The organism is Rhodanobacter umsongensis, from assembly GCF_042654965.1.
Taxonomy (GTDB): domain Bacteria; phylum Pseudomonadota; class Gammaproteobacteria; order Xanthomonadales; family Rhodanobacteraceae; genus Rhodanobacter; species Rhodanobacter umsongensis.
This window is the reverse complement of the sequence record NZ_JBHSMK010000002.1, coordinates 493,686-519,459: the sequence shown is the minus strand read 5'-3', so window position 1 is coordinate 519,459 and position 25,774 is coordinate 493,686. Positions and strand designations below refer to the sequence as shown.

Here is a 25,774-nt window from a genome sequence, read left to right as displayed (position 1 = left end):
GTCCCTGACACCTTTTCCGTTCGGCCAAGAGGAGCATCACCCGCGTTCGCCAACCTTACCCCGCGACGTGCCGTGCCATCTGCAGGGCCTGCATCACCGCCTTGGCCACCGCTTCCGGCTGATCGGTCTGAATGTCGTGCGAGGTATCCGGTACGTGCACCAGCGTGCCGCGGGACGAGGTAGCGACGATCTGTGCCTGCGTGTGCGACCGGGCTTCTTCCAGCCCCTTGCGGTCACGGGGCAGAGCGTCGGCATAGGTGTTGGCGGCGGACAGCACGATGAGCGGCGTCGAGCCGTGGGTTTCGCGTGCCGACACCGGCTGCTTGAACACCCGGATGTTGTCCTGAAGTACCGACAGCACGGTATGCCAGAACGCCGGCTTAGACATGAGGGCCAGGTTCGATGCGTTGAGCTTGGCGCTGGCGAGTGGGTCGGCCTCGCCGAGACAGTGGCTCAGCTCCGGATCGCTGGACGGCAGTTCGTGCTTTTCGGCGGCCTCCTCGCAGCGGCGGAGGAACGCGAACCGCTGCACCGCCAGGGTGTCCTCGTCCTTCTGCCAGTCGGGAGCGAAACGGCCGATATCCTGCGCGGGCGGGTCGATCAGGACCATCGCGTCCACGTCCGCCGGGTACCGGCTCGCATACTTTCGGACGATATTGCTGCCCAGCGAATGCCCAACCATCACCAATGGGGTCGTCAGACCGGCGCGATGGATCAGCGCATGCAGGTCCGCCACGTCGGCATCGATGTCTCGGGGGAGCGGTCCTTCGCCGCTGAAGCCGTAGCCGGCCCGGTCATACGCACAGACGCGTGCGCGGGACGCGAGCAGCGGCTGCACCTTGAACCAGGTGGAGGAATCGGCAGTGGCCCCGGCCTCGAGGATCACGGTCTGCGGTCCGTTGCCCGAGCAGCGCAGGTTGAGATGACGGCCGTGGCCGAGGTCGACCAGCTTCGCCGCCCGCGCATAGGTGTCGGGCATGCGCTGTGGCGTGGCAGGGTGTTCGGTGTTCGCGGCACGTGCCTGGCCGAGCACTACGGTGAGCAGAAGGGCGCTCCCCGCTTTCAGGTACATCCTGTTCAAGGCGTGTCTCCCGTCGATTGCCCGAGCCGGGGTGCCGGGCAGGCCCTTCCATCGACTGGAGGAAGCGCAACGAAGTTCCATGAGTCCTTGCCGTTCGAACAAGGCCCAGGGCCCGGCGTGGCCGAGCCTTCTCCCCTTGCGGCTGCATAGCCGGCTGCGTCACCTGCACATCTGCCGTCTGCACCATCGGCGAGGACGCCTGCATCGTCTGCGCAGGCAAAAAAAGTGTCAGGGGCGATTTCTGACAGCCAATAGAGGGGGGTAGCCAATTACATCTCGTCGCTCGCGCCAGCGGCTCGAATTCGGTGGTGCGCTCTACCACGTGACGGCGCGTGGGGATCGCCGTGAGGCGTTCTATGAGGATGACGCGGATCGCGAGCTTTTCTGGAAGTGCTCGCCCAGGTGGTCGGGAAGTTCAACTGGTATTGCCATGCGTACTGCCTGATGGGCAATCACTACCATTTGGTGATCGCGACGCCGGATGGCAATTTGTCGAAAGGGATGCGTCAACGTCCGCCGCGCCGTCTAGACGGCCGAATGCAACGATGCTGGACCTGATCCCTGGCCCGGTGCAGCCTTCCACTTATAGAGCTGGTTCCGGCGAATGCCCAGGTCGATCGCCAGTTGGGACGCCGGGCGCTCGCACGCATCGAGCAGGCGCACCGCCTCGCGCTTGAACTCCGTCGTGAATCGTTGCCGCTTGACCATCTGACACCTCCCAAGGGGTTGTCCCCGTTCAAAGGTGTCCGTCAAACCCGGGCCAGCTCAACCTGGGCCCATTTCTGCCTACAGTGCCGCCGCCCCCAGGTGGCCCCTGAAGCGCTGCTCCGCACGCGACTTCACGACCACGCCATCCCTCAGCGTCACGCGATCCATCACCGCCTCGTCGCCGTCGATCCGCATCCGCAACGAATCCCCCTTCTTGTCGGTCCAGACCACGGTGCCGTCCGGTCCGACGCGACCGGTCCAGACTTCATCGGGCTTGCCCGAGATCATGCGCAGGCCGTTGCCGCCTTCCAGGTCGATCTGCATCTTTCCGTACAGCACGCCGCGATCCTGCAGCATCACGTTGTCGCTGGCCCAGCCCCAGGAGATGCTGGTCCACATCTTGCCGGCCAGGCGGGTGCCGAGCAGGCGCGAGTAGACACCCCAGACTTTCGGATCAGCCGGCGTGGCGACAGGGCGCAGGATCAGCCCCTTTGCGTCGGCATGGTCGTACTGGGTGGTGAAGTTCTCGGTGATCTGGTCGCCCTTGATGCGCACGAAGACCATCGCCATGCGGCCCTCGTCGTCGACACGCACGCGGTAGGGCGCCTTCAGCATGCCCACGCCGATGTACAGCACCGAGCCGTCGGGCTGGACGGTGCCGAGCCATTGCTTGTGGCCGAACTTCGGACTGTCCAGCACCAGTTGTCCAGGCTGCGCGCCCGGCACGATGGTGGTGGTGTAGGACAGTTCGCCGCTATAGGCCTCGTACCAGTCCTCGAGCAGCTTCCGGTTCGGTTCGGCCCAGTGCCAATGTACGCGGTAGCCGGTGTCCGATTGTTGTGTGTGGTCGACCAGGCGCGCGTACGGACCCCACGTGGCGGCATCCACCGGCTCGGCGGCCAGCAGCGGCGAGGCACCCAGGAACAGGGCAAGGCAGAGCAAGAAGCAGGCGCGCACGTGGCGAAGCGGCATGGGAGTTCCTGGAGAAGTGGACGAACGTGTCCCCGGATCGTACGCGAAAACCACAGCCGGCCCCCGATCCACGACGGGTCCATGGGTGATTCGATCAGGGACGGCGGCAACTGAATCGGGCCACCCCCTCACAAGCGCTTCAGGCTCACCACCACCGGCAGATGGTCGGTGAGGCTGTAGAGGTCGTCGGCCAGGTCGGTGTCTTCCTTGCCGATGGAGATGTCGCCGATCAGGCATTTGCCGAGGCCGACGTTGCCGCCGTAGGCCACCAGTTTGTCGACGTTGTAGTAGACCAGGTCGGGGCCGGCGCTGTGATTGGTCGTCCGGCCGTCTTCGCGCAAGGTGGTCGAGCCGCCGACCTTGTACCACTTGAGGGTGTCCTTGAGGATCTTGGGCGGCGCGAAGCTTCCCTTCGGGTTGTAGTTGAAGTCGCCGACAAACAGGTCGATGTGGTCGGCCAGCACCTCGCCGTAGGCCTGGAACAGGGCCGGCCCGGTGCCCTTGGCCGGCCCCGGCGCGTGCCACGCGGCGATCTTGAATCTGCGTTGCGTGAAGTCCGGCTTGGTCACCACCACATCCACCACCGCCGGAATGCGGTAGCCGAACTTGTGCCGCACCCGCTGCGCCTGGATTTCCGAGCGCACCGTGTCGTTGTAGGAGGCGCGCAGGGCGTCCCAGCCCTTGTCCCACAGCCGGTCGTCGTACACCGGGTTGCGCGAGACATCGATCTGCACCTCGTCCCCCTTGGTGAAGTTCACCGATTCGTCGCCGACCTTGCGCATCTCGGTATAGACGACCACCACGTATTCGTTGGTGCCGACCGGGATGTTGAGCGCGCTGACCCGCACGTCGTCGCCGTGCGCCTTGCCCACGATGGAGACCAGCTTTTCGTACATCTCGATGTTGTCGTCGTGGCCCATCTTGTTTTCGTACAGGAACGCCACGTGCCCGCCAGCCAGGCCCACCCTGATCTTCTTGCTGTGCTCCTTCACCTTGTCGTAGCGAAGGTGGCGGATATTCCAGGAAATCACGGTCAGTTTCATGTGATACCTCCTTGTTCAAGTGGACTGATGAGTGGGCCGGCAAGAGGTCGCGCGCAGCCGCTGGGGAGAAGCCAGTCAGGCGGGAATCTGCAACGCTTTGCGGAGCAATATTTCATAGAGCTGCAGCCGCAGCCTGACGCTGACCTGCGTCACACTCAGCCAGTAAGCCAGAACCAGCACGACGATCAGGAAGATCTCCATCCAGCTGGGATGTGGCGGCCAGTGCATGTTCTTGAACTGCAGGTAGAGCGCGATGACGATGGGCAGGGCGCCGAGCCTTTCGATGCTGCCGGTGAGCATCGGCAGCTTCTCCTTCATCCGCTCGTGGCGATGGCTGACGAACTCGCTCAGCGTTTCGCGTTGTTCGCGCGGAAAGGTTCGCAGCCACTCGACCAGTGCCAGGTGATGGGGCAGGTCGAAGTCCAGTTGCTCCGCAAAATCGCGGCGCTCGTTGGCGAACGTCGGCCACTTTTTCGGGATCAGGGAGATGCCGACAATGACGACGCCAGCGGCCTCCACGGTGACGCCGATACAGGCAAGCACGACGGTGCAGATCGCGTCGGCCGGAAGCAGCTTGACGCATAGCAGGGCAAACAGCGCGCCGGCAGCCGCGAGGGCGTATCCGCATTTGGCTTGGCTGGGGAAAATGGCCTGGTCCGCCGGAAACTCCGGCAGCGCTTCGATCCTTGCGTTCAGCGCCGCAAACGTGAGCGTCGGTGATTCCATGCCTGATCGTTCCTGGGGTTGCGTGTCGCCTTCCGGATGCCCGCAGTGCGGGGGCTTCACCACGCCGGTCAATGACTACAGGAGGCCAGCGTAACCGCCGACTGCCCAGCGGTACCAGCTCTGGCATCGTTCTCCACGCCTCGGCCGATGCCTGTCCATCTACCGGGGCGTCCCGGTCCGGTCGCGCGGTTGCCCCCTGACAACCAGCGCGGCCGGGCCACTTTCTTTCGTGCAAACGGAGATTGCCGCATGTCGCAGAACCCTGTTTCGCCGGTGTTGAACAGGGATGCGTTCGAAACGGACTCCGCCACCATTCGGTGGGGCGGCTTTCCCAGGACGGGCGACTCTGACCTTTGGCGCGCTGACATATCGACTCGTCATACTTGCCTCAACCCAGGAGCAAGTATGGAAACGATCCATGTAGTGCAACCCTTCGACCGGGTGAACAATATTTTGAAGCCAAGCCAGGTCCTGCAGTTCAAGACGGCTGACGAGGCGGCGCGCCGGGCAGGGCTGCTGGCCGAAAAGCATGCCGGCGTTGTCGCCTACAGCATGGATGTCGACGAAGAGAGCGGAGACTACGGCACGCCGCGAGTGTTGTTCGAGTCGGGGGACGTACCCGAGCTTTGATCGGCCGAAGCACCGGATCGGGGTCGCGTGGTTTCCGTGCCGACACAACGCGGTCGGAGGGCTCGGGGGCGGCTATCATGGCGGCATGTCCAAGCTGCTCATGAACCTGCGTGACGTCCCCGCCGATGAAGCCGACGATGTGCGCGCGATGCTCGACGCGCAGCAGATCGCGTTCTACGAAACCCGGCCCAGTATCTGGGGTATCTCGGCAGGGGGAATCTGGGTCACCGAAGACGCGGCCTTCGCGGACGCCAGGCGTGCGATGGACGACTACCAGCGGCAGCGCGCGGCCCGTGCCCGTGCCGAATACGCCGCTGCCAAGCTCGCAGGTACCGCAGAGACGTTCACCTCCTTGCTTCGTGCAGAGCCGGCACGCGTCGTGATGACCGTGTTGGGCATCCTCTTCGCGTTGGGACTGGTGACGCTACCGTTCTTCCTGTTGCGCGGGTAGGGCCGCAGGCAGGACCGGGTTCTGCCCATTCTCGCGGACAGACGTGCCGGCGCGCGTCCTTCCGTGTTTGGACATGATCTGGAAGCGGCTTCTTGCATGGGTTCCAGGCCAGTTGCCGCGCGTTGATGGCACCATCCAGAGAGACCGTCATTTCCCCTGGGACGGGGCCGCTTCATCGAACCGGGCTACCAGGGCAGCGCCGGGACCTTCGGAGGATCCCGCGGCGACGCGATCCGGCCGGTTTCGATCAGGCAACGGCGGCCTGCCTGCTAGAATGAGCGTTTCCCGCCCTCACCACGGGCGCCCGCGGGCGCGCAAGTTCAGGAGACATCCATGTCCCATCCCATCCTCACCGCACTCGGCCTCGACGGCGAGCAGTCCGGCACGTACCTCGGCCAGGGCGAGTGGTCCAAGACCGCCGACGCCGGCGCCCTGCAGCCGGTGAATCCGGCCACCGGCGAGGTGCTTGGCACCGTCCACGCGTCCAGCGCGGCCGATTACGAAGTGATCGTCAAGCGGGCGCAGGCGGCGTTCAAGGTGTGGCGCACGACGCCCGCGCCGCAGCGTGGCGAAGCCGTGCGCCTGTGCGGCGAAGCGCTGCGCAAGCACAAGGACGCACTGGGTTCGCTGGTCGCGCTGGAGATGGGCAAGATCAAGCCCGAAGGCGACGGCGAAGTGCAGGAGATGATCGACATCGCCGACTTCGCGGTGGGCCAGAGCCGCATGATGTACGGGTCCACCATGCATTCGGAACGCCCCGGCCATCGCATGTACGACCAGTATCATCCGCTGGGTCTGGTCGGCATCATCAGCGCGTTCAACTTCCCGGTCGCGGTGTGGGCGTGGAACGCGATGCTGGCCACCATCGCCGGCGACATCTGCATCTGGAAGCCGTCGCCGAAGACCCCGCTGTCGGCAGTCGCCACCCTGCGCATCTGCAACGAAGCGCTCAAGGATGGCGGTTTCCCGGATCTGTTCTTCCTGTTCAACGACGCCGGCACCGATCTGTCGCAGAGCTTCGTCGACGACAAGCGCATCCCGCTGATCAGCTTCACCGGTTCGACCAAGGTCGGCCGCATGGTCGGCGAGCGCGTTGCGCAGCGCATGGGCCGCTCGCTGCTGGAGCTGGGCGGCAACAACGCGATCATTCTCGACGAGAGCGCCGACCTGAAGCTGGCGATCCCGGGCATCGTCTTCGGTGCGGTGGGCACCGCCGGCCAGCGCTGCACGACCACGCGCCGGCTGTTCGTGCACGAGTCGATCTACGGCAATGTGCTGGACACGCTGGTCAAGGCGTACAAGCAGGTCGAAGGCAAGATCGGCGATCCGAACCTGTCCACCACGCTGATGGGTCCGCTCAACAGTTCCGAAGCGGTGCAGGGCTATCTCTCGGCCATCGAAAAGGCCAAGGCAGCCGGCGGCACCATCGCCACTGGCGGCGCCGCGCTGACCGACCGCAAGGGCAACTTCGTGCTGCCCACGATCGTCACCGGCATCGCCAATTCGCATGAGGTCGTGCAGACCGAAACCTTCGCGCCTATCCTCTACGTGATGCCGTTCAAGACGCTGGACGAAGCCATCGACATGCAGAACGACGTGCCGCAGGGCCTGTCCTCATCGATCTTCACCAACAACCTGCGCGGCGCCGAGCAGTTCCTGTCGGCAGCCGGTTCCGATTGCGGCATCGCCAACGTCAACATCGGCACCTCCGGTGCGGAGATCGGCGGTGCCTTCGGCGGTGAGAAGGAAACCGGCGGCGGGCGCGAGTCCGGCTCCGATGCATGGAAGGTGTACATGCGCCGCCAGACCAACACGATCAACTACTCCGATGCGCTGCCGCTGGCCCAGGGCATCAAGTTCACGGTGTAATCGCTGAAGCCGGTCGGGGCGGTTCGCCGCCTCGACCGGTGGCGATGCAAGGCGGCGCGGTTCTTAATCTCCATTCGAGTGAGCGACCCGATGAGCTACCAACCCTCCCATCGAGCAGGCACCGGCACCAGTTCGCTGGCGGTGGTGAGCCTGGTTTTCGGCATTCTGACCTGGTGCGTCTTGCCATTCGTTGGCGCGATCGTGGCGATCATCTGCGGCCACCTGGCACGCAGCGAGATCCGCCGCAGTCCGCTCGACGCCCGCATCGAAGGCGACGGCATGGCCGTGGCCGGGCTGGCTCTCGGCTACGTGCATTTGCTGCTCTGCGTGCTGGCAGTGTTCGTGGTCATCGCGGCGCTGATCTTCGGGTTCGCCTTTTCGAACTGGCACTGATGCCGAGCGCGCCATTCGATTTCCACGGGTATCGCGTCGTCGTCGCGGGTGGCAGCCGTGGTATCGGTCGCAGCATCGCGTTGGGCTTCGCCGAGGCTGGGGCCGCCGTATCGATATGCGCGCGCGGCGCCGCGGCCCTGGAAGAAACCCGCCAGGCACTCGCCGCTCATGGCGCAGTGGCGCATGCGCAGAGCTGCGATCTGGCCGACCCGGAGGCCATTGCGTCCTACGTCGCGAATGCGGCCGACGCACTCGGCGGCATCGACATACTGATCAACAATGCCAGCGGGTACGGTTTCGCCGACGACGACGAAGGCTGGATCGCCGGCTTCAACGTCGATCTCATGGCCGCCGTGCGCGCCTCGCGGGCGGCCCTGCCGCATCTCAAGGCATCCACTCGCCCGTGCATCCTGCATACCAGTTCGATCGCCGCTTTCCGCCCCCGTGCCAGCGGTGCGCCGTACGCGGCGATGAAGGCGGCGCTGAGCCAGTACGCCACGTCGCAGGCGCTGGCGCTGGCCGAGCACCGCATTCGGGTCAATGCGATCGCGCCCGGTTCGATTGCGTTTGCCGACGGCCTGTGGGAACGCCGCAAGCTCGAACAGCCGCAGCTATACGAGGCGACGCTGGCAAAGATTCCGTTCGGCCGTTTCGGCAAGCCGGAGGAAATCGCGCACGCTGCGTTGTTCCTCGCCTCGCCATTCGCGGGCTGGATCACCGGACAAACCCTGGTGGTCGATGGCGGCCAGATGCTGCATGGCTGATCAGTTCCATGAGGCCGATGACATGAACGAGCTGGATTCCACCGCGCGCTTCAGCGACCGGGTGGACGACTACATGCGCTATCGGCCGGACTATCCGCCGGCCCTGCTCGACTGGCTGCAGCGCGAGCAAGGTGTGGCAGCCGATTGGCGGGTCGCCGACGTGGGTGCCGGTAGCGGCATCTCGTCGAAGATGTTTCTCGACGCGGGCTATCGCGTGACCGCGGTGGAACCGAATGCGCCGATGCGCGCCGCCGCCGAACGCTGGTTGCAGGCGTACGAGAATTTCGATGCGGTCGATGGCAGGGCCGATGCCACCGGGTTGCCCGATACCAGCGTGGACCTGGTCACGGTGGCGCAGGCCTTCCACTGGTTCGACGAAGAAGCCGCGCGGCGCGAGTTCGCGCGCATCCTGCGGCCGCGCAGGCTGGTGGCGATCTGGTGGAACTCGCGACGGCTCGCCGGCACGCGCTTCCTGGAAGGCTATGAAGCGTTGCTGCAGACGTTCGGCACCGACTACACCAGCGTGGCCGAGCGCTACGCCGACGATGCGCGGATGCGCGACTGGTTCGGCACCGGATTCGGCGGCAGCGCCCGTTTCGAGCACGCCCAACGACTGGATTTCAATGCCTTGCGCGGTCGCCTGATGTCATCATCGTATGCCCCGCAGGCGGGGCAACTGCAGCACGAGCCGATGCTGCGCGCACTGCGCGAGCTGTTCGACGCCTGCGCCGTGGACGGCACGGTAAGCTTCGATTACGACACCCGCATTTTTGCGGGCCAACTGGCCTGAACCATGTACGACCTCCTGCGCCCGCTGCTGTTCAAGCTTGATCCCGAGACTGCGCATCGACTGACCCTGTACGGGCTTGGCGTGGCCCAGCGCAGCAATTTCGCGCAGTGGATTGCCAGGCCGCCGGCGGATCTGCCGACCACGGTGTTCGGCATCACGTTCCCGAATCCGGTGGGCCTTGCCGCCGGGCTGGACAAGAATGCCGAACACCTCGATGCGCTGAACGCACTCGGCTTCGGCTTCATCGAGGTCGGCACGGTGACGCCGCTGCCGCAGCCGGGCAATGACAAGCCCCGCATGTTCCGGTTGCCGCGACACGAGGCGATCATCAATCGTCTCGGCTTCAACAACGACGGCGTCGATGCGCTGGTGCGCAACGTGCAGCGATCCAGCTACCACGGCGTGCTGGGCATCAACATCGGCAAGAACAAGGACACGCCAAACGAGAAGGCGGTCAACGACTACCTGGCCTGCCTGCACAAGGTCTACGAGCTTGCCAGCTACATCACGGTGAATATCTCCTCGCCGAACACGCAGGGGCTGCGCGACCTGCAGCAGGAAGCCACGTTGTACAAGTTCATCTCGCTGCTGCGCGCGGCGCAGGAAAGGCTGGGCTCGCAACAGGGCCGGCGCAAGCCGATGCTGCTGAAGATCGCCCCCGATCTGAGCGAGACGGAGCTTGACGCGATCGCCGAAGTGCTGCTTCGCACGGGCATCGACGGCGTGATCTGCGGCAACACCACGATCGACCACACGTCGGTGGCCGACGATCCGCATGGCGGCGAAACCGGCGGGCTGTCGGGCAAGCCGCTGTTCGAGCGCTCCACCGCCGTGCTGGCTGGCATGCACCGGCGGCTTCAGGGGCGCATCCCCCTGATTGGCGTGGGCGGCATCCTCGATGGCAGCGACGCGGCCGAAAAGATCGCCGCCGGTGCGTCGCTGGTGCAGCTCTATTCGGGGCTGATCTACCGTGGCCCGCATCTGATCGCCGAGTGCGTCAACGAAATTCGCCGCCAGCGCGAGGATGCCCATGTGCCCTGAACGCGCGGACGTAGCCGCGGAGCGAATTGACATGGGCGGTTACACCCTCATCGAGAATGCCTCGTTGGCGAACCGCAACACGTTGCGCGTGGAAGCGCGGGCGGCGTTGCTGGCGGAAATCCGCGACGCCACCAAACTGCCGGAGCTGCTCGATTTCCCCGCCATCCGCCATGGTCGTCTGCTGGTGCTGGGCGAGGGCAGCAATGTGCTCTTCACCGGCGATTTCGGCGGCACCGTGCTGGCGATGGAAACCCGGGGCGTGCAGGTGGAAAACGACGGCGACCGCACGCGTATCGCGGTGGCCGCGGGCGAGCGCTGGGACGACTTCGTGCGCTGGACCCTGGGTCACGGTTACGCCGGCCTGGAAAACCTGATCCTGATACCCGGCACCGTCGGCGCCGCACCGATCCAGAACATCGGCGCCTACGGTTGCGAGGTGGCCGAGTTCGTCGAGAGTGTGGAGGTGTGGGACACCCGCGAGCGGCGGGTGGCGACGCTCGACCACGCCACCTGCGGCTTTGCCTATCGCGACTCGCTGTTCAAGCACGAGCCCGGCCGCTACATCGTCACCGCCGTGCGCTTCGTGCTGCCGCGCAGTCGGCCGCTGCGCACCGACTACGCAGGCATCCGCGAAGAGCTGGCGCGGATGGGCGTGGACAAGCCCGCACCGTTCCATGTCGCCGAAGCGGTGGTGCATCTGCGCACGCGCAAGCTGCCTGACCCGTCGGTGATCGGCAACGCCGGCAGCTTCTTCAAGAATCCGATTGTCGATGCCGCGCTGGCCGATGCGCTGAAGCACGAGCATTCCGAACTGACCGTGTGGCCGCAGCCCGATGGCCGCTGCAAGCTGTCCGCCGCATGGCTGATCGAAGCCGCCGGTTTCAAGGGGCTGCGCGATGGAGACGCCGGCATATCCAACCGCCATGCGCTGGTGTTGGTCAATCACGGCCACGCAACGGGGCCGCAGCTGTGGGCGCTGGCGCAGCGGGTGATGCTTGGCGTACGTGAAAAATTTGGCGTTGCGCTGGAGCCGGAGCCGGTGGTGATCGGCGCGCGCTGAGTTAAGCGCCCTCGATCTCGCAGGGCGGGCTTTATGCGCGATGCTCCCGCATCGTCAGAGCCAGGGTCCACAGGGTGAAGGGTTTTCGTCATCCCGCGGAGGGTGGAAGCTCGTTCGCTCCCGACCACTCGTTCGGGCATCAAGCGCCAGCCCGCTTCTCGATGTTCGGCAAAAACACTGTAATCAACCCCATCAGCGGCAGGTACGCGCAAAGCCGGTAGACGTATTCGATGCCGTGCAGGTCGGCCAGGCCGCCGAGCACGGCGGCGCCGATGCCGCCCATGCCGAAGGCAAGGCCGAAGAACAGGCCCGAAACCATGCCGACGCGGCCGGGCACCAGTTCCTGTGCATAGACCAGGATCGCCGAGAACGCCGAGGACAGCACCAGACCGATGATCACTGTCAGCGCGCCGGTCCACATCAGGTTGGCATGCGGCAGCAAAAGGGTGAACGGTGCCACGCCGAGGATCGATACCCAGATAACCCACTTGCGCCCGATGCGGTCGCCGACCGGGCCGCCGATCAGCGAGCCGGCGGCTACCGCGAACAGGAACACGAACAGGTGCACCTGCGCGCTTTGCACCGAGACGCCGAACTTGTGGATCAGATAGAACGTGTAATAGCTGCTGAGGCTGGCCAGGTAGAAATACTTGGAGAAGATCAGCAGGCCGAGGATCGCCAGCGCACCGATGACCTGGTTGCGCGACAGGGACACCAGCGCCAGATGGCGTGAGGACGACTTGCCGCGGATGAGGTGATGCTGGCTATACCAGCGACCGACCTGCAGCAGCACCACCATCGCCAGCAGTGCAGCCAGCGAGAACCACGCCACGCTGCCGCGTCCGTGCGGCACGATGATCCACGCGGCCAGCAGCGGCCCCAGCGACGAGCCGGTGTTGCCGCCGACCTGGAACAACGATTGCGCCAGCCCGTGTCGGCCGCCGGACGCCATTCGTGCCACCCGCGAGGATTCGGGATGGAAGATCGACGAACCCGTACCCACCAGCGTGGCCGCCAGCAGCAGCACGGGGAAGCTGGGTGCGACAGCCAGCAACAGCAGCCCGCACAGGGTAAAACCCATGCCGACCGGCAGCGAATAGGGCATCGGCCGGCGGTCGGTGACCATGCCTACCAGTGGCTGCAGCATCGAGGCGGTGAGCTGGTAGGTCAGTGTGATCAGGCCGACCTGGGCGAAGCTCAGGTGGAAATCGCTTTTCAGGATCGGATAGATCGCCAGGATCAGCGACTGGATCATGTCGTTGAGCATGTGGGCGAAGCTGATGCCGCCGAGCACGCCGTAGGCCGTGCCTTGAGCGGGTGATTGCGGGGTGGCTGTCGCTTCGGCCGGCAGGCTTGGCGCGTCGACGCGAACACTCATGCGGAACTCTCGGGGATGGGGAAGGGGGCGGCCGCATTGCACTGCCGGGGGCACCACTCTAGAGTGGCCGGCGGCGGCCCGCATGCATCGACGGGTCAAGTTCTGTCGAAATCGGGCCATTCCCCGTGCGCAATGCCCGCGTCACCCATTACGAAGACACTCCGCGCGACATCGTCATCACCGGCAACGACTATGCGCCGCGCTACGTGCTGCCGCGCCATGCGCACAAACGCGGCCAGCTGCTGTACGCCGCCACCGGCGTGGTCACGGTGATCACCGACGAAGGCAGCTGGGTGGTGCCGCCGCGTCGTGCATTGTGGATACCGGCCGGTGTCGCACACGAGGTGCGCATGAGCGGCGTCGTGTCGACCCGCAGTGCTTACGTGCGCAACGCGGCCGCCACCGGGCTGCCGGCGCATTGCCGGGTGATCGGCGTATCGCTGCTGCTGCATGCCTTGCTGCTGGAGGCCGTGGATCTGCCGGCCGAGTACGCGCTGGAGGGCCGCGACGGCCGGGTGATGGCGTTGCTGCTGGACGAGATCGCCGCGATGCCGGCGCTGCCATTGAACACGCCGCTGCCGCGCGATCCGCGGCTGGCCCGCCTGTGCCGCGCGCTGATCGCGGCTCCGGCGCTGGAGATCGACATCGACGCGATGGCTCACAAGGCGGGTGTAAGCCGGCGCAGTTTCACTCGCCTGTTTCGCCAGCAGACCGGCATGAGCTTCAGTGCATGGCGTCAGCAGGCCTGCCTGCTCGCTGCATTGACCCGGCTGGCTGGTGGCGACTCGATCACCCAGGTGGCGGTCGATCTCGGCTACAGCAGCGCCAGCGCTTTCACTGCGGCGTTCCGGCGCGTGCTCGGTGCGGCACCCACCCGCTACCTGGCAGCGGATGAACGGCTGCTCCGCGGCGCAGGCGATACATGAAACTCCTGCCCGCCGCGGGAATGCCGTGTCATCCGGTGGTCAGAAAACTGTCGCACACTGGCGGGGCAGCCGCGGTGCGCTGATCCAGCCATCACCGATGGTGCACTATCTTGGATGACTACTCTTGCCGGAACTGATGCACCGATGAACAGTCGCCTGATCCGCGAGACCTCGCCGGCCGGTGCTTCCGCGCCGGCCGCGAATGATGCCGAGACGGCGGCGGTGGATCTCAGCGACAACCGGCTGTACATCCATCGCGAGCTGTCGCAGCTGCAGTTCAACATCCGCGTGCTCGACCAGGCGCTGGACGAGCGTACCCCGCTGCTGGAGCGACTGAAATTCCTGTTGATCTTCTCGCGCAACATGGATGAGTTCTTCGAGATCCGGGTGGCCGGGCTGAAGGGCCAGATCGCGCTGGACCACGAGATGATCGGCCCGGACGGCATCGCGCCGAAGCGGGCGCTGGCGGAGATCAGCGAGATCGCGCATCGGCAGATCGAGCGGCAGTACGCGATCCTCAACGAACGCATCCTGCCGGAACTGGTCGCGCACGGCATCCGCATTGTTCGGCGCACGCAGTGGACGCACAAGCAGAAGCTCTGGGTGCGCCGGTACTTTCGCGAGGAAGTGGCGCCGCTGATCACCCCGATCGGGCTGGATCCGACCCATCCGTTTCCGCTGCTGGTCAACAAGAGCCTCAACTTCATCATGCGGCTGGAGGGGGTGGACGCGTTCGGCCGCGACTCCGGCCTGGCGATCGTGCCGGCGCCGCGCGTGCTGCCTCGGCTGATCCGCATGCCGCTGGAGATCTGCGAGGGCGGCGACAATTACGTACTGCTGTCCTCGATCATCCATGCCCATGCCGAGGAGCTGTTTCCCGGCATGCAGGTACTCGGCTGCTACCAGTTCCGGTTGACCCGCAACGCCGATCTCACGCTCGATCCCGAGGACGTCGAGGATCTGGCGCTGGTCTTGCGTGGCGAGCTGTACTCGCGGCGCTTCGGCGATGCGGTGCGGCTGGAAGTGGCCGACAACTGCCCGAAGGATCTGATCGACTACCTGCTCAAGCAGTTCGGCTTGAACGAATCGGAGCTGTACGAGGTCAACGGGCCGGTGAACCTGGCGCGGCTGTTCCGCATCGCCAGCGATGTGAGCTATCCGCAGCTGCAGTACCCACCGTTCACGCCGACCCTGCCCAAGGCGTTGAAGCATGCCGAAGACCTGTTCCAGGTCATCGGCAAGCAGGACGTGCTGCTGCTGCATCCTTACGAGTCGTTCTCGCCGGTGATCGACCTGCTGCGTCAGGCAGCGAAGGACCCCCAGGTGCTGGCGATCAAGCAGACGCTGTACCGCACCAATGCGAACTCGGAGATCGTCGACGCGCTGGTCGATGCCGCCCGCGCCGGCAAGGAAGTGACCGCGGTGGTCGAGCTGCGCGCGCGCTTCGACGAGGAGTCCAACCTCACGCTTGCCTCGCGCCTGCAGCAGGCCGGCGCGATGGTGATCTACGGGGTGGTGGGCATCAAGACGCATGCCAAGCTGATGCTGATCCAGCGGCGCGAAGGCAGCGAACTGGCGCGTTACGCGCATCTGGGCACCGGCAACTACCACACCGGCAACGCGCGGCTATACACCGACTACAGCCTGCTCACGTCCGACGTGGCGCTGTGCGAGGACGTGCACAAACTGTTCAGCCAGCTCACCGGCATGGGCAAGGTGCTGCACATGAAGAAGCTGCTGCATGCACCCTTCACGTTGAAGAAGACCCTGCTCGAACTGATCGCGCAGGAAACCGCCCACGCCCAAGCCGGCAAGCCGGCGCAGATCATCTTCAAGGTCAACGCGCTGACCGAACCGAAAGTGATCCGCGCGCTGTACAAGGCCAGCATCGCCGGCGTGCAGATCGAGCTGATCGTGCGCGGCATCTGCAGCCTGCGGCCGGGTGTCGAGGGCGTCTCGGAGAATATCCGCGTTCGTTCGATCATCGGCCGCTTCCTCGAACACAGCCGCGCCTACTGGTTCGCCAACGGCGGCGATCCGCAGCTGTACCTGTCCAGTGCCGACCTGATGGAACGCAACCTGGACCGCCGCGTCGAAACCGCGTTTCCGATCGAGGGCAGGAAGCTGCAGCAACGCGTCCGCAACGCGCTGGAGCTTTACCTCACCGACAACACCAGCGCTTCCCTGCTGCAACCCGACGGGCAGTACCTGCGTCTGGCCGCGGCTGATGGCGATGCAAGCCGCAACGTGCAGGCCGAGCTGTTGGAGAAACTGTGCGGAGCCGGGGCCGGCAGCGCGCACTGAGAGGATGGGCGGGAGCGGTCCCGCCAAGCTCGCCAATGGGTTGCGACCAGGGAAGAAGGGCGTCCCGACGACCGGTCACGCGCCATGCCATTGCCGTCCACGCGGCGCTCCGTCGCGTATCGGGCGTTGCAGAAACCCTTTCCACTGCCATTCCTCGTCGGCAGGGTTGCGCAGCGATGCATGCAGTGAATCCGGACAAAGTCCGATGGCGCCACGCGGTCGGTGTTGAAGGCGACTTCACTTGCTCGCCCGCGATGGTTCACTTCCCGCTGGATGGTGGCCATCCAAAAAAAGAACCGCGCCGAAGCGCGGTTCTTTCTGGATGCATCACCGAATGAGTGGTGGAGCGGATGGGGATCGAACCCACGACCTTCGCATTGCGAACGCGACGCTCTCCCAGCTGAGCTACCGCCCCACGTAAGCGCCGCATGTTAACAGCGAGCGAGGGGGTTCGCCAAGACCTGTGGGCTTGCGCCTCAGTCGGGAAGCAGGGTGGCCAGGCGGTCGTGCAGCACGTCGCGGCGCCAGCCTTCAAGAAATTCCGGCCATTCGGCGGTGACCACGTATTCCTCCAGCACCTTGCGCGGACACAGCAGGCCGGGCGGCAGGCCGAGCTCGCCGGCCTGGCTGTCGATCAGCAGCTTCATCGCAGCGAGCGATTTCTTGGCGTCGCCCTGCGGATGGCCGGGGATGGGCGCGGTGGCGGCGATTTCTTCGGCGCTGGCTGCCGGCGCAAGCAGCTCAAGCAGTTCGTTGCGCTGCGCCGACCGCAAGGCACGCTGCCCGCGGCTGCGCAGTTCGAGATCGCTCAGGCCGGCTGGCGGCTGTAGCGCCAGGTTCAGCGCCAGCGTGTCGTCGAGCAGCCAAGGACGCGGCACGTCGAGACGGCGCGCACTGCGATCGCGCCATAGCAGAAGGCGGCGCAGCAGCGCCTGCTGGGGGAGCGGCCATTCGGCAGCGGCGCGCATCGCGCGCTGGGGTTGCGCGTCGCCATCGCGATGGCTGGCGCGGCGCTTCAGGCGTTCGCAATCCTCGGCGTGCCAGATGCTGCGGTCGCGTTGCAGCAGGCGTTCGCCCAATTGCTCGTGGATGGTCTTCAGATACACCACGTCCAGCGCGGCGTAACTGCATTGCGAGTCGGTGAGCGGGCGCTGCAGCCAGTCCGAGCGGGTCTCGCCCTTGTCCAGCTCCACCCCGGTCAACTCGGCAACCAGCGCGCGATAGCTGATGCCCAGGCCCATGCCGACGAATGCCGCGGCGATCTGCGTGTCGAACAGGACATGCGGTCCATCCGGCAGCAGCGGCGCCAGCGTTTCCAGATCCTCGCTGGCGCTGTGCATGATGGTTGCCGCGGGGCCTGCGCCCAGCAGCGGCTGCAGCGTATCGGCGATCTCGAAGGCGAGCGGATCGACCAGCGCATGGCGTCCGTTCCAGCCGAGCTGAAGCAGCGCCAGTTGCGGATAGAACGTATTGCGACGCATGAACTCCGTATCCAGGCCGACCGCCGCACCCGCGGGTATCTCGGCCAGCCAGGCCTGCAGCGCATCGCGATGATCGATCCAGTCGGCGGCAGCGGTTTCGGGCAGTGACATCGGTACTCCTTGAAAGGCGCCAGCGCGGATTGCCCTGTCGCCGGTTTGTGCCTATGGTGGACAGCGCACGATAACAGGCCGCACCTAGGACGCCCATCTATGCCGAGCAATGCAACCCTGCGCCGTCAGCGCACCCTTGGTGGAGCGATGGGCGTGATCGTGCTGGGGTTTGCGCTGATGTATCACTTTTTTCCGCGATTGTTCCACGTCGACCCCACGCAGACGCCGCGCAGGTCGATGTCGATGGGCGCGGCACCACCTGCGGGCGCGCTGCAGCCGGAACGCCCATCGGCGATCAACGAACTCAATGCGGGTCCGCCGCTGACCTTGGCACCTGCTGCCGTGATTGCCGCGCACGGCAACCGGAACGTCGACCTGCCCAAGCAATTGAGTGCCGATCCGCCCGCCGTGCAGGCCTTGCTGGCACGAGCATCGAAGGCGCTGCGTGCCGGTCAGCTCGCCGGCGACGCCAACAGCGCGGCGGCGTTGTTTGCGCAGGCATTGAAGGACAAACCGGACAGCCGGCGCGCTGCGCAGGGCCTGTTCGACGTGCGTGCGCGGCTGGTGGCGGAGATCGATCAGGACATTGCGCTGGGCGACGCCGATGCGGCGTCCGACCTGATCGATGCGTTGCGCACGCTGCCCGACGCGGCCAGCGACGTGGCGCAACTCGAGGCCAGCCTGCAGACCCTGGTCAAGGTGCGTCCGATGCTCGCCCGCGCTGCCAGCTTGCTGCAGCAGGGCAAGGTGGATCGCCCGCGTGGCGGAAGCGCGCTGGACGTGTATCGCGAAGTGCAACAGCTCGACCCGCAGAATGCGGTGGCGGAGCAGGGCGTCTTCCAGGTCCAGCGCGCCGTGCTCGACCGGGCGCTGGCGGCGGTGGCGCAGAACGATTTTGTTGGCGCCGATCGGGAGCTGGCCGAAGCACAGGCGATCCGTCCCGGCTCGCAGCAGATGCTGGACGTGCACAAGCGCGTCGACGACATGCGCGAGCAGCGTGCGAACGGCGTACTGGCGCAGGCCCGTTCGGCGCTGGACGCCGGCAACATCGGGCTGGCCCGAAAACTGGCGGCGCAGGCCCGCACGATCGATCCTGCCGTGTCTGGGCTGAAGGATTTCGACGAACAGCTGACGAACGCGCGGCTGTACGCCAGCTACAAGCCGGGCCAGGTCTTCAGCGACCGCTACGTCGACCTGCCGGGCAAGACGCCGGCAATGGTCGTGATTCCCACCGGCAGTTTCCGGATGGGCGCGCCGGATGGCGACGATGGCCACATCGATGCCGAGCTGCCCCAGCACGCGGTCGCGATCGACAAGGGCTTTGCCATGGCGCGCACCGCGGTGACGGTTGGCGAGTTCCGCGAGTTCGTGCGGGCCAGCGGTTACCAGCCCGACTCGGTGAAGCTCGGCGGCTCCAGCGTGTACGACGAGCGCGGCGGCGCGCTGCGCGACGATTCGGGCGCGACATGGCAGGACGACTACGCCGGCCACAAGGCGGATGACAGGCTGCCGGTGGTCAACATCTCCTGGAACGACGCCAAGGCGTACGCCGACTGGCTCAGCCAGCGAACCGGCAAGATCTACCGGTTGCCCAGCGAGGCCGAGTTCGAGTACGCGTTGCGTGGCGGCACCACCAGCCGCTACTGGTGGGGCGATGGCGTGCCCACGCGCCAGGTGGAGAACCTCACCGGTTCCGGCGATCGCTCGCACAGCGGTCGGCGCTGGAGCCATGCCTTCCGCGGCTATCGCGACGGCTACTGGGGGCCGGCGCCGGTGATGAGCTTCGCTGCCAATCCGTTCGGCTTGTACGACATCAACGGCAACGTCTCCGAATGGGTGCAGGATTGCTGGCACGACAATTACATCCGCGCTCCGAACGATGGCAGTGCCTGGCTCAACCCCGGTTGCCGCGCGCATGTGGTGCGTGGTGGTTCCTGGGGCAGCTCGCCGGATCAGGTGAACTCGGCCTATCGCCAGGGCGCCAACGGCGACGTCCGCAGCGGCCGGGTGGGTTTCCGCGTGGTACGGGAATTGTAGGCGCCGCGCCCAGGATCGACGGCCGGTGAAAAACAAAGGGCCAGGCTTGCGCCTGACCCTTTGTTCTTTATGTTGGTACCGGTGATAGGACTCGAACCTACACGACATCGCTGCCAGCGGATTTTGAGTCCGCCGCGTCTACCATTCCGCCACACCGGCATGTGAGCCGCCGCATTATGCCGGGTTCAGTGCACGCGGTCGAGTCCCAGCTGGCGCACGTCGCGACCGTACCAGCGGTCCTCCGGCAGCGGCTGGAACACGGCGCAGCGCAGCATCGGGCCGGAGTAGATGTGCAAGCTGACGGTGACCGCGCTGTCGCTGGGATTGCGGATGCTGTGGTATTCGTGCGGCGGGATCAGGCTGCCGGCGGAGCCTGCGCCGGCCTGGATCGATCCCACCGGCTGGAAGCAATAGCGCTGCGCGTCGTGTTCCAGCAGTTCGTACTGCACGATCTCCAGCGCGCCGTTCCACACGCCCTCGACGCACCACATGCCGTCGTGGTCGTGGATCGGCGTACCTTGGCCAGGCCCCCAGGTCATCGCCACCACGCAATAGCCGTGTTCTTCGCTGCGGTACAGCTCCCGGCGGGCGTAGTGTTCGGCGTTCGCCTCGAACACGCAGTCGGGCAGGGTCACCGCCTTGTCGCGGATCAGCTTGCACAGGCTGTTGCGCAGGCTGTCGGTGAGTTCGTGGGTGGTTGGCTTGGCCACGGCGGCGTCGATCGCGTCGATCAGGGTGCGGCTGCCGGGGAAATCCAGGGTAAGCATGATGATCTCGGAGTGATGCGTGATGCGGCTTATCTTAGCAGCGCGCCGGTTACGCGGCCGCCAGCCGGTTCAGGAAGCCGCCGATGGCGCGGCTGTAGTTGTCGATGTCGACCAGGAACGCGTCGTGGCCCTGCGGCGAATCCAGCGCCACGAATTCCACCCGCGCGCCGGCCGCCTGCAGGCCTTCGGCGATCTGTTCCTGCTGCTGCAGCGGGAACAGGATGTCGGTGCTGACGCCGATCACCATCGCCCGTTCGACGTGGATGCGCTTGAGCCCTTCCAGCACGCTGCCGTGGCCGTACTCGGCGATGTCGAACCAGTCGCTGGCGCGTGACAGGTAGAGATAGCAGTTGGGATCGAAATTGCGCACGAAGCGCTGCGCATGGCCTTCGAGATAGGACTCGACCTGGAATTCGCGACCGAACGGTTCGTCTTCGCGCTGTTCCGGATCGAGCCGGATACGGGCGAAGCGGCCGTTCCACTCCATCGCCGAGCGATAAGTGATCACGCCCAGCTTGCGTGCGATGCTCATGCCCAGGTCGGGATAACAGCCGCCTTCCGTTGCATGGATGTCGTAGCGGCCTTCGTTGAATTGCGGGTCGAGCCGGATCGCCTCGCGCTGCAGCGAGCGGATCGCGATCGCGAACGGCTGCGCCTGCGGCGCGGTGTCCACGCTGATGTGCGCGCGCACGCTGTGCGGGTGCAGCAGCATGTAGGCCAGCGCGCTCATGCCGCCCATCGAGCAACCGATCAGGCAGGCCAGCTGGCTGATGCCGAGGCTGGTGGCGACGCCGTGCGCGGCGTTGGCGACGTCCTCCAGCGCCAGTTCGGGAAACGTCAGCCGGTACGGTTCGCCGGTGGCCGGGTCGATCGAGGCGGGACAGGTCGAGCCCTTGTCGCTGCCCAGCGAGTTCACGCAGATCACGAACCAGCGCGTGGTGTCGATCGCCTTGCCGGGGCCGGCCATGCCTTCCCACCAGCCCGGCGTGGGATCTTCCGCGCACGAAGCCATGTGCGCGCTGGGCGACAGGCCGGTGAGTACCAGCACGGCATTGTCGCGCGCCGCGTTCAAGGTACCCCAGGTTTCGTACGCGACGTGTGCGCCGCGCAGTTCGCCGCCGCGCTTCATCGCGAACGGCGAGGGCAAGGCGAAATAGCGGCGTGCGTCGCCCATCGTCAATGCACCTTGTCGATGCGGATCTTGACCGGCGTCTTGCGCTCCACCGCGACCACGCCGGCGTCGCCTTCCAGGTCGCCGGGCTGGGCGACCGGCTGGCCGCTGTGGCTGATCCGCGCGCCGACGAAGACGCGCTCGACCGAGGACAGCCTGAACGCCGGCGTCATCGCCATCGCATCGGTCAGCGTGACGGTGGTGGGCAGCTGGGCGGGATCGAGCTTGGCTACCGCCAGCGGCATCGGCGGCCCGTTCTCCGCACGGGCGTAGACGAACAGGGCGTCGCCGGGGGCGAGCTTGTCCTTGAGCGCCGGCGCCAGCGCCACCTGCACCTGCAACGCGGCGCCCTGCGGGGCGGCAGCGGCGGCGCTGCTGGATGCGCCGGCGGGTGCACCACCGGCACGGGCGTCGGCCACGGCGATCTGTTCGGCGACGGACTTGGCCACGTTCGAGCCCGGCTCCAGCTGCGGTTGCAGCAGGCGCCAGGTGGCGGCGGCCTCGCGGTACTCGCCGCGCTGGAAGTTGCCGATGCCGAGCAGCCACAGGCCACGCTGGCTGTCCGGATGCAATTGCACGGCGCGCTTGAGCAGCTCCAGCGCGCGGCCTTCGATGCGATGGTCGTTGCGCGTCATCGAGTCGTTCTCGGCCCAGCCGATCATCGCTTCGGCATTGTTCGGGGCGAGCTTCAGCGCGTGGTCGAACGCGTCGCGCGCATCGGCCGGCTGGCGCAGCATGCTGCTGGTCTGGGCCAGCAGCATCCAGCCCTGCAGGTCGTCCGGTTGCTGTTGCAGATGCGTGCGCAATTCGGCGAGTGCCTGCTGCATGCTGATCGGCGCGGTGGCCTCGGCGGTCACCCCGTTCAACGCGGCCGGCGTGCCCACCAGCAGGTACAGTGCGCCGGTGCCCAGCGGCAGCACGAGCGCGATCAGCAGGGCCACGGCGAACACGCCACGCGAGCGACCGGACTTGCGGCCCTGGCGCACCAGCGGCAGCAACAGCACGGCCAGCGCCACCGCGACCATCGCGGCGGCGGCAATCAGAAAAACGGTCTTCACCAGTCGTCCCCGTTGTCGGTCGGTGCTTCAGTGGCGATGCTGCCGGCGCGGCTGCGTTTGCGGATCGCCGCCAGCACCACGCCGGCGCCGCCGAGCAGGATCAGCAGCGGGCCGAACCACAGCAGCCAGGTACCCGGCGTCAGCGGCGGGTCGTACAACACGAACCGGGAATAGCGCGCGACCAGGTACTGCTTGATCTCCTCGTCGCTCTTGCCTTGCTGCATCATCTGGAAAATCTGGTTGCGCAGGTCGCGCGCGATCGGCGCGTTGGAATCGGCCAGCGTCTCGTTCTGGCACATCGGGCAGCGCAGCTGGTGGGTGAGCTGCTGGAAGCGCAGCTCCTGGGCGTGGTCCCTGAACGGCATCGGCTCGATCGCCTGCGCGTGCGCGACGCCGGCAACCGCGAGCAGCGCCACGAACAGCATGCGCAGGAACGGGCGCATCACGGCGCCTCCTTCAGCATCGCCGCGATCGCCGGCTTCAGTTCCTTCGCCACCACCTCGGGCGTCAGCGGGCCGATGTGCTTGTAGCGGATCACGCCCTTCGCATCGATCAGGAAACTTTCCGGCGCGCCGTATACGCCGAAGTCGATCGCGGTGCGTCCGGGCTCGTCGGCGATCAGCAGGTCGTACGGGTTGCCGTGTTTGGCCAGCCAGCCCTTGGCGTCGTTCGGCGCATCCTTGTAGTTGTAGCCGACCAGCTGCACGCCCAGGGTCGGGCCTTCGGCGGCCAGTACCGGGTGTTCCACGCCGCACTCGATGCACCAGCTGGCAAACACGTTGAGCAGGTAGGGCTTGCCCAGCAGGTCGGTCTTGCTGACCGTCTGCGCCGGCTCATACAGCTTCGGCAGGTTGAACGCGGGTGCGGGCTTGTCCAGCAGCGGCGACGGAATCGCGTTCGGGTCGTGCTGGGTGTTCCACCAGATGCCGAAGCCGAACAGTCCCACCAGCAGCATGAAGCCGATGAACGGAAGCAGGCGGCTCATGCGCGCGTTTCCTGCATCTGCAGGCCGTCGGCAGCGTCGGCGCCGGCTTCGGCCCTGGCGCTGCGCTTGATGCGGAAGCGCTTGTCGGTGGCGCAGACCAGGCCGCCCAGCATCATCAGCAGGCCGCCGGCCCAGATCCAGCGGATGAAGGGCTTGTAGTACAGGCGCAGCGCCCAGGCGCCTTCGATGTCGTTCGCGTCCATCGGCTCGCCCAGCGCCACGTAGAGGTCGCGGGTGATGCCGGCATCCACCGCGGATTCGGTCTGCACCTGGCCGCGCGGGTAGGTGCGCTTCTGCGGGTGCATCACGGTGGTCTCGCTACCGTTGCGGGTGACCGTGACCACGCCCTGGTCGGCGGTCCAGTTCGGCCCCGTCGTATGGCGCACGCCATCGAAGCGGAAGTCGTAGCTGCCGATGTGCTGGGTCTCGCCCGGCGCCATGCGCACATCGCGGGTCACGCTGAGCGACTCGGACAGCAGCACGCCGGCCACGAACACGCCTACGCCCAGGTGCGCCAGCAGCATGCCGGCCATCTCGGCCGGGTAACGGCGGCCGCGCGGCATCTCGCGCCAGCGCTTGAGCGCGTACAGCAGCACGCCGACGATGAGCCAGACCAGCGCCGCCACGCCGGCGATCGCCTTGGGCTGGCCGTCGACGAAGAACGCCGCCACGATCGCGCAGGCCGCCGCGGCGATGCCGGCGCGCAGCAGCAATTGCTTCAGCACGGGCGCCTCGCCCTTGCCCCAGCGCAGGAACGGGCCGAACGGCAGCAACAGCACCACCGGCAGCATCAGCAGCGGGAACAGGAAGCCGAAGTAGGGTGGGCCGACCGAGATCCGGCCCAGGTTCAGCGCGTCGCCGATCAGCGGGAACAGCGTGCCCAGCAGCACCATCGCCGCCGCCACCGCGAACATCAGGTTGCTGATCAGCAGCGCGGTTTCGCGCGACACCACCCTGAACGGCTTGCCGCCGAGCACCTTGGGTGCCCGGAGCGCATACAGCAGCAGCGAGCCGCCGACCACGATGGTCAGGAAGGCCAGGATGAACACGCCGCGGCGCGGATCGGAGGCGAACGCATGCACCGAGGTGAGCACGCCCGAGCGCACCAGGAAGGTGCCGAGCAGGGACAGCGAGAACGCGAAGATCGACAGCAGGATCGTCCACGCGCGCAGCGAACCGCGCTTCTCGGTGACCGCCTGCGCGTGGATCAGCGCCACGCCGACCAGCCATGGCATGAAGCTGGCGTTCTCGACCGGATCCCAGAACCACCAGCCGCCCCAGCCCAGTTCGGCATAGGCCCACCAGCTGCCGGCGACGATGCCGCAGGTGAGGAAGGCCCAGGCGATGTTCGTCCACGGCCGCGCCCAGCGCACCCATGCCTGCTCCAGCTCGCCGCCGAGCAGGGCGGCGATCGAGAACGCGAAAGCCACCGAGAAACCGACGTAACCCATGTACAGCATCGGCGGGTGGAAGGTCATGCCCGGGTCCTGCAGCACCGGGTTGAGATCCGCGCCGTCGCCCGGCATCGGCAGCAGCCGTCCGAACGGGTTGGAGGTGAAGATGATGAAGGCGAGGAAACCCACCGCGATCAGGCCCATCACCGCGATCACGCGCGAGGCGAACACCTCGGGCAGCTTCTGGCTGAACGCGGCCAGCGCCACCGTCCACACGTTGAGGATAAGGATCCACAGCAGCAGCGAACCCTCGTGCGCGCCCCACACCGCGGCGATGCGGTAGTACCACGGCAGCGCCAGGTTCGAGTTGTCGGCCACGTACTGCACCGAGAAGTCGAAGCGCAGGAACGCCCACGCCAGGATGCCGAAGGCCATGGCGACGAACACCGCCTGACCGGCCGCGGCCGGGCGCGCCACCGCCATCAGCGCGCGATTGCCGCGCCATGCGCCGACCAGCGGCAGGACGCTCTGCGCCAGCGCCAGCAGCAGGGCGAGGATCAGCGCGAGTTGGCCTAGTTCCGGAGTCATGGTCGGGAGCCGGAAACGGGGAATCCCGCAAGGGGACTTCCTGAAG

Annotated in this window: 24 protein-coding genes and 2 tRNA genes; 11 read left to right on the top strand and 15 right to left on the bottom strand. The window is 66.3% G+C overall.

Features of this window, described 5'->3' with window-relative positions; genetic code table 11:
• Nucleotides 1-55: 55 nt before the first annotated feature.
• From ACFPME_RS02510 to ACFPME_RS02490, 5 genes are all read right to left on the bottom strand, one after another.
• Nucleotides 56-1,072, bottom strand: a complete 1,017-nt coding sequence (locus tag ACFPME_RS02510) for an alpha/beta hydrolase (RefSeq protein ID WP_377301692.1) — start codon at nucleotides 1,070-1,072, stop codon at nucleotides 56-58.
• 534 nt (nucleotides 1,073-1,606) lie between these two features.
• Nucleotides 1,607-1,789, bottom strand: a complete 183-nt coding sequence (locus ACFPME_RS02505) for a transposase (protein WP_377301690.1) — start codon at nucleotides 1,787-1,789, stop codon at nucleotides 1,607-1,609.
• A 78-nt stretch (nucleotides 1,790-1,867) separates the two neighbouring features.
• Nucleotides 1,868-2,761 (bottom strand): hypothetical protein, encoded by an 894-nt coding sequence (locus ACFPME_RS02500; protein WP_377301688.1) that lies wholly within the window; start codon nucleotides 2,759-2,761, stop codon nucleotides 1,868-1,870.
• Nucleotides 2,762-2,889: 128 nt separating this feature from the next.
• Nucleotides 2,890-3,804, bottom strand: coding sequence for a hypothetical protein (locus ACFPME_RS02495; RefSeq protein ID WP_377301686.1), 915 nt, complete (start codon nucleotides 3,802-3,804; stop codon nucleotides 2,890-2,892).
• Nucleotides 3,805-3,879: 75 nt separating this feature from the next.
• Nucleotides 3,880-4,602: a hypothetical protein gene (locus ACFPME_RS02490; protein ID WP_377301684.1), complete on the bottom strand. Its 723-nt coding sequence runs from the start codon at nucleotides 4,600-4,602 to the stop codon at nucleotides 3,880-3,882.
• A 333-nt stretch (nucleotides 4,603-4,935) separates the two neighbouring features.
• On the opposite strand from ACFPME_RS02490, the gene ACFPME_RS02485 reads away from it, so the two are divergent.
• The 8 genes from ACFPME_RS02485 to murB all read left to right on the top strand — a co-directional run bounded on the left by ACFPME_RS02485 (nucleotide 4,936) and on the right by murB (nucleotide 11,528).
• Nucleotides 4,936-5,160: a hypothetical protein gene (locus ACFPME_RS02485; protein ID WP_377301682.1), complete on the top strand. Its 225-nt coding sequence runs from the start codon at nucleotides 4,936-4,938 to the stop codon at nucleotides 5,158-5,160.
• 85 nt (nucleotides 5,161-5,245) lie between these two features.
• Nucleotides 5,246-5,611 (top strand): DUF6164 family protein, encoded by a 366-nt coding sequence (locus ACFPME_RS02480; RefSeq protein ID WP_377301680.1) that lies wholly within the window; start codon nucleotides 5,246-5,248, stop codon nucleotides 5,609-5,611.
• A 333-nt stretch (nucleotides 5,612-5,944) separates the two neighbouring features.
• A complete protein-coding gene (gene amaB / locus ACFPME_RS02475; protein WP_377301678.1) occupies nucleotides 5,945-7,480 on the top strand; it encodes an L-piperidine-6-carboxylate dehydrogenase in 1,536 nt (511 codons plus the stop codon).
• A gap of 90 nt (nucleotides 7,481-7,570) precedes the next feature.
• Nucleotides 7,571-7,873, top strand: coding sequence for a DUF4190 domain-containing protein (locus tag ACFPME_RS02470; protein WP_377301676.1), 303 nt, complete (start codon nucleotides 7,571-7,573; stop codon nucleotides 7,871-7,873).
• Entirely contained in the window at nucleotides 7,873-8,637 is a 765-nt protein-coding gene (locus ACFPME_RS02465) for an SDR family NAD(P)-dependent oxidoreductase (RefSeq protein WP_377301674.1), read from the top strand. Before ACFPME_RS02470 ends, ACFPME_RS02465 begins: the two co-directional genes overlap by 1 nt.
• On the top strand, nucleotides 8,630-9,427 hold the full coding sequence (locus tag ACFPME_RS02460; protein WP_377301671.1) for a class I SAM-dependent methyltransferase: 798 nt from the start codon (nucleotides 8,630-8,632) through the stop codon (nucleotides 9,425-9,427). Before ACFPME_RS02465 ends, ACFPME_RS02460 begins: the two co-directional genes overlap by 8 nt.
• A gap of 3 nt (nucleotides 9,428-9,430) precedes the next feature.
• The gene (locus tag ACFPME_RS02455) at nucleotides 9,431-10,468 is read left to right on the top strand and encodes a quinone-dependent dihydroorotate dehydrogenase (RefSeq protein WP_377301669.1); all 1,038 of its coding nucleotides are present in this window, start codon (nucleotides 9,431-9,433) and stop codon (nucleotides 10,466-10,468) included.
• Nucleotides 10,469-10,499: 31 nt separating this feature from the next.
• A complete protein-coding gene (gene murB, locus ACFPME_RS02450; protein WP_377301667.1) occupies nucleotides 10,500-11,528 on the top strand; it encodes a UDP-N-acetylmuramate dehydrogenase in 1,029 nt (342 codons plus the stop codon).
• A gap of 139 nt (nucleotides 11,529-11,667) precedes the next feature.
• Here murB and ACFPME_RS02445 read toward each other — a convergent pair whose 3' ends face one another.
• Complete coding sequence (locus ACFPME_RS02445) at nucleotides 11,668-12,906, bottom strand: MFS transporter (protein ID WP_377301665.1); 1,239 nt, start codon at nucleotides 12,904-12,906, stop codon at nucleotides 11,668-11,670.
• Nucleotides 12,907-13,031: 125 nt separating this feature from the next.
• Here ACFPME_RS02445 and ACFPME_RS02440 point away from each other — a divergent pair, with 125 nt between their 5' ends.
• Together ACFPME_RS02440 and ppk1 are read left to right on the top strand one after the other, a co-directional pair.
• A complete protein-coding gene (locus ACFPME_RS02440; RefSeq protein ID WP_377301663.1) occupies nucleotides 13,032-13,832 on the top strand; it encodes an AraC family transcriptional regulator in 801 nt (266 codons plus the stop codon).
• 144 nt (nucleotides 13,833-13,976) lie between these two features.
• Entirely contained in the window at nucleotides 13,977-16,136 is a 2,160-nt protein-coding gene (ppk1, locus tag ACFPME_RS02435) for a polyphosphate kinase 1 (RefSeq protein ID WP_377301661.1), read from the top strand.
• Between the two features lie 339 nt (nucleotides 16,137-16,475).
• Here the strand turns inward: ppk1 and ACFPME_RS02430 are convergent.
• Together ACFPME_RS02430 and rnd are read right to left on the bottom strand one after the other, a co-directional pair.
• Nucleotides 16,476-16,551, bottom strand: a tRNA-Ala gene (locus tag ACFPME_RS02430).
• A 61-nt stretch (nucleotides 16,552-16,612) separates the two neighbouring features.
• The gene (gene rnd / locus ACFPME_RS02425) at nucleotides 16,613-17,728 is read right to left on the bottom strand and encodes a ribonuclease D (RefSeq protein WP_377301659.1); all 1,116 of its coding nucleotides are present in this window, start codon (nucleotides 17,726-17,728) and stop codon (nucleotides 16,613-16,615) included.
• 99 nt (nucleotides 17,729-17,827) lie between these two features.
• Between rnd and ACFPME_RS02420 the strand changes: the two genes are divergently transcribed.
• Complete coding sequence (locus tag ACFPME_RS02420; RefSeq protein ID WP_377301657.1) at nucleotides 17,828-19,765, top strand: SUMF1/EgtB/PvdO family nonheme iron enzyme; 1,938 nt, start codon at nucleotides 17,828-17,830, stop codon at nucleotides 19,763-19,765.
• Between the two features lie 73 nt (nucleotides 19,766-19,838).
• Here the strand turns inward: ACFPME_RS02420 and ACFPME_RS02415 are convergent.
• The 7 genes from ACFPME_RS02415 to ACFPME_RS02385 form a co-directional block, all read right to left on the bottom strand.
• Nucleotides 19,839-19,924, bottom strand: a tRNA-Leu gene (locus ACFPME_RS02415).
• Nucleotides 19,925-19,950: 26 nt separating this feature from the next.
• Nucleotides 19,951-20,532, bottom strand: a complete 582-nt coding sequence (locus ACFPME_RS02410) for a cysteine dioxygenase family protein (protein WP_377301655.1) — start codon at nucleotides 20,530-20,532, stop codon at nucleotides 19,951-19,953.
• Nucleotides 20,533-20,581: 49 nt separating this feature from the next.
• The gene (metX, locus tag ACFPME_RS02405; RefSeq protein WP_377301653.1) at nucleotides 20,582-21,706 is read right to left on the bottom strand and encodes a homoserine O-acetyltransferase MetX; all 1,125 of its coding nucleotides are present in this window, start codon (nucleotides 21,704-21,706) and stop codon (nucleotides 20,582-20,584) included.
• A gap of 2 nt (nucleotides 21,707-21,708) precedes the next feature.
• Nucleotides 21,709-22,761, bottom strand: coding sequence for a tetratricopeptide repeat protein (locus ACFPME_RS02400; protein ID WP_377301651.1), 1,053 nt, complete (start codon nucleotides 22,759-22,761; stop codon nucleotides 21,709-21,711).
• Nucleotides 22,758-23,204, bottom strand: coding sequence for a cytochrome c-type biogenesis protein (locus ACFPME_RS02395; RefSeq protein WP_377301649.1), 447 nt, complete (start codon nucleotides 23,202-23,204; stop codon nucleotides 22,758-22,760). Before ACFPME_RS02395 ends, ACFPME_RS02400 begins: the two co-directional genes overlap by 4 nt.
• Nucleotides 23,204-23,746 (bottom strand): DsbE family thiol:disulfide interchange protein, encoded by a 543-nt coding sequence (locus tag ACFPME_RS02390; protein WP_377301647.1) that lies wholly within the window; start codon nucleotides 23,744-23,746, stop codon nucleotides 23,204-23,206. Before ACFPME_RS02390 ends, ACFPME_RS02395 begins: the two co-directional genes overlap by 1 nt.
• Nucleotides 23,743-25,728: a heme lyase CcmF/NrfE family subunit gene (locus tag ACFPME_RS02385; RefSeq protein ID WP_377301645.1), complete on the bottom strand. Its 1,986-nt coding sequence runs from the start codon at nucleotides 25,726-25,728 to the stop codon at nucleotides 23,743-23,745. Before ACFPME_RS02385 ends, ACFPME_RS02390 begins: the two co-directional genes overlap by 4 nt.
• Nucleotides 25,729-25,774: the final 46 nt, after the last annotated feature.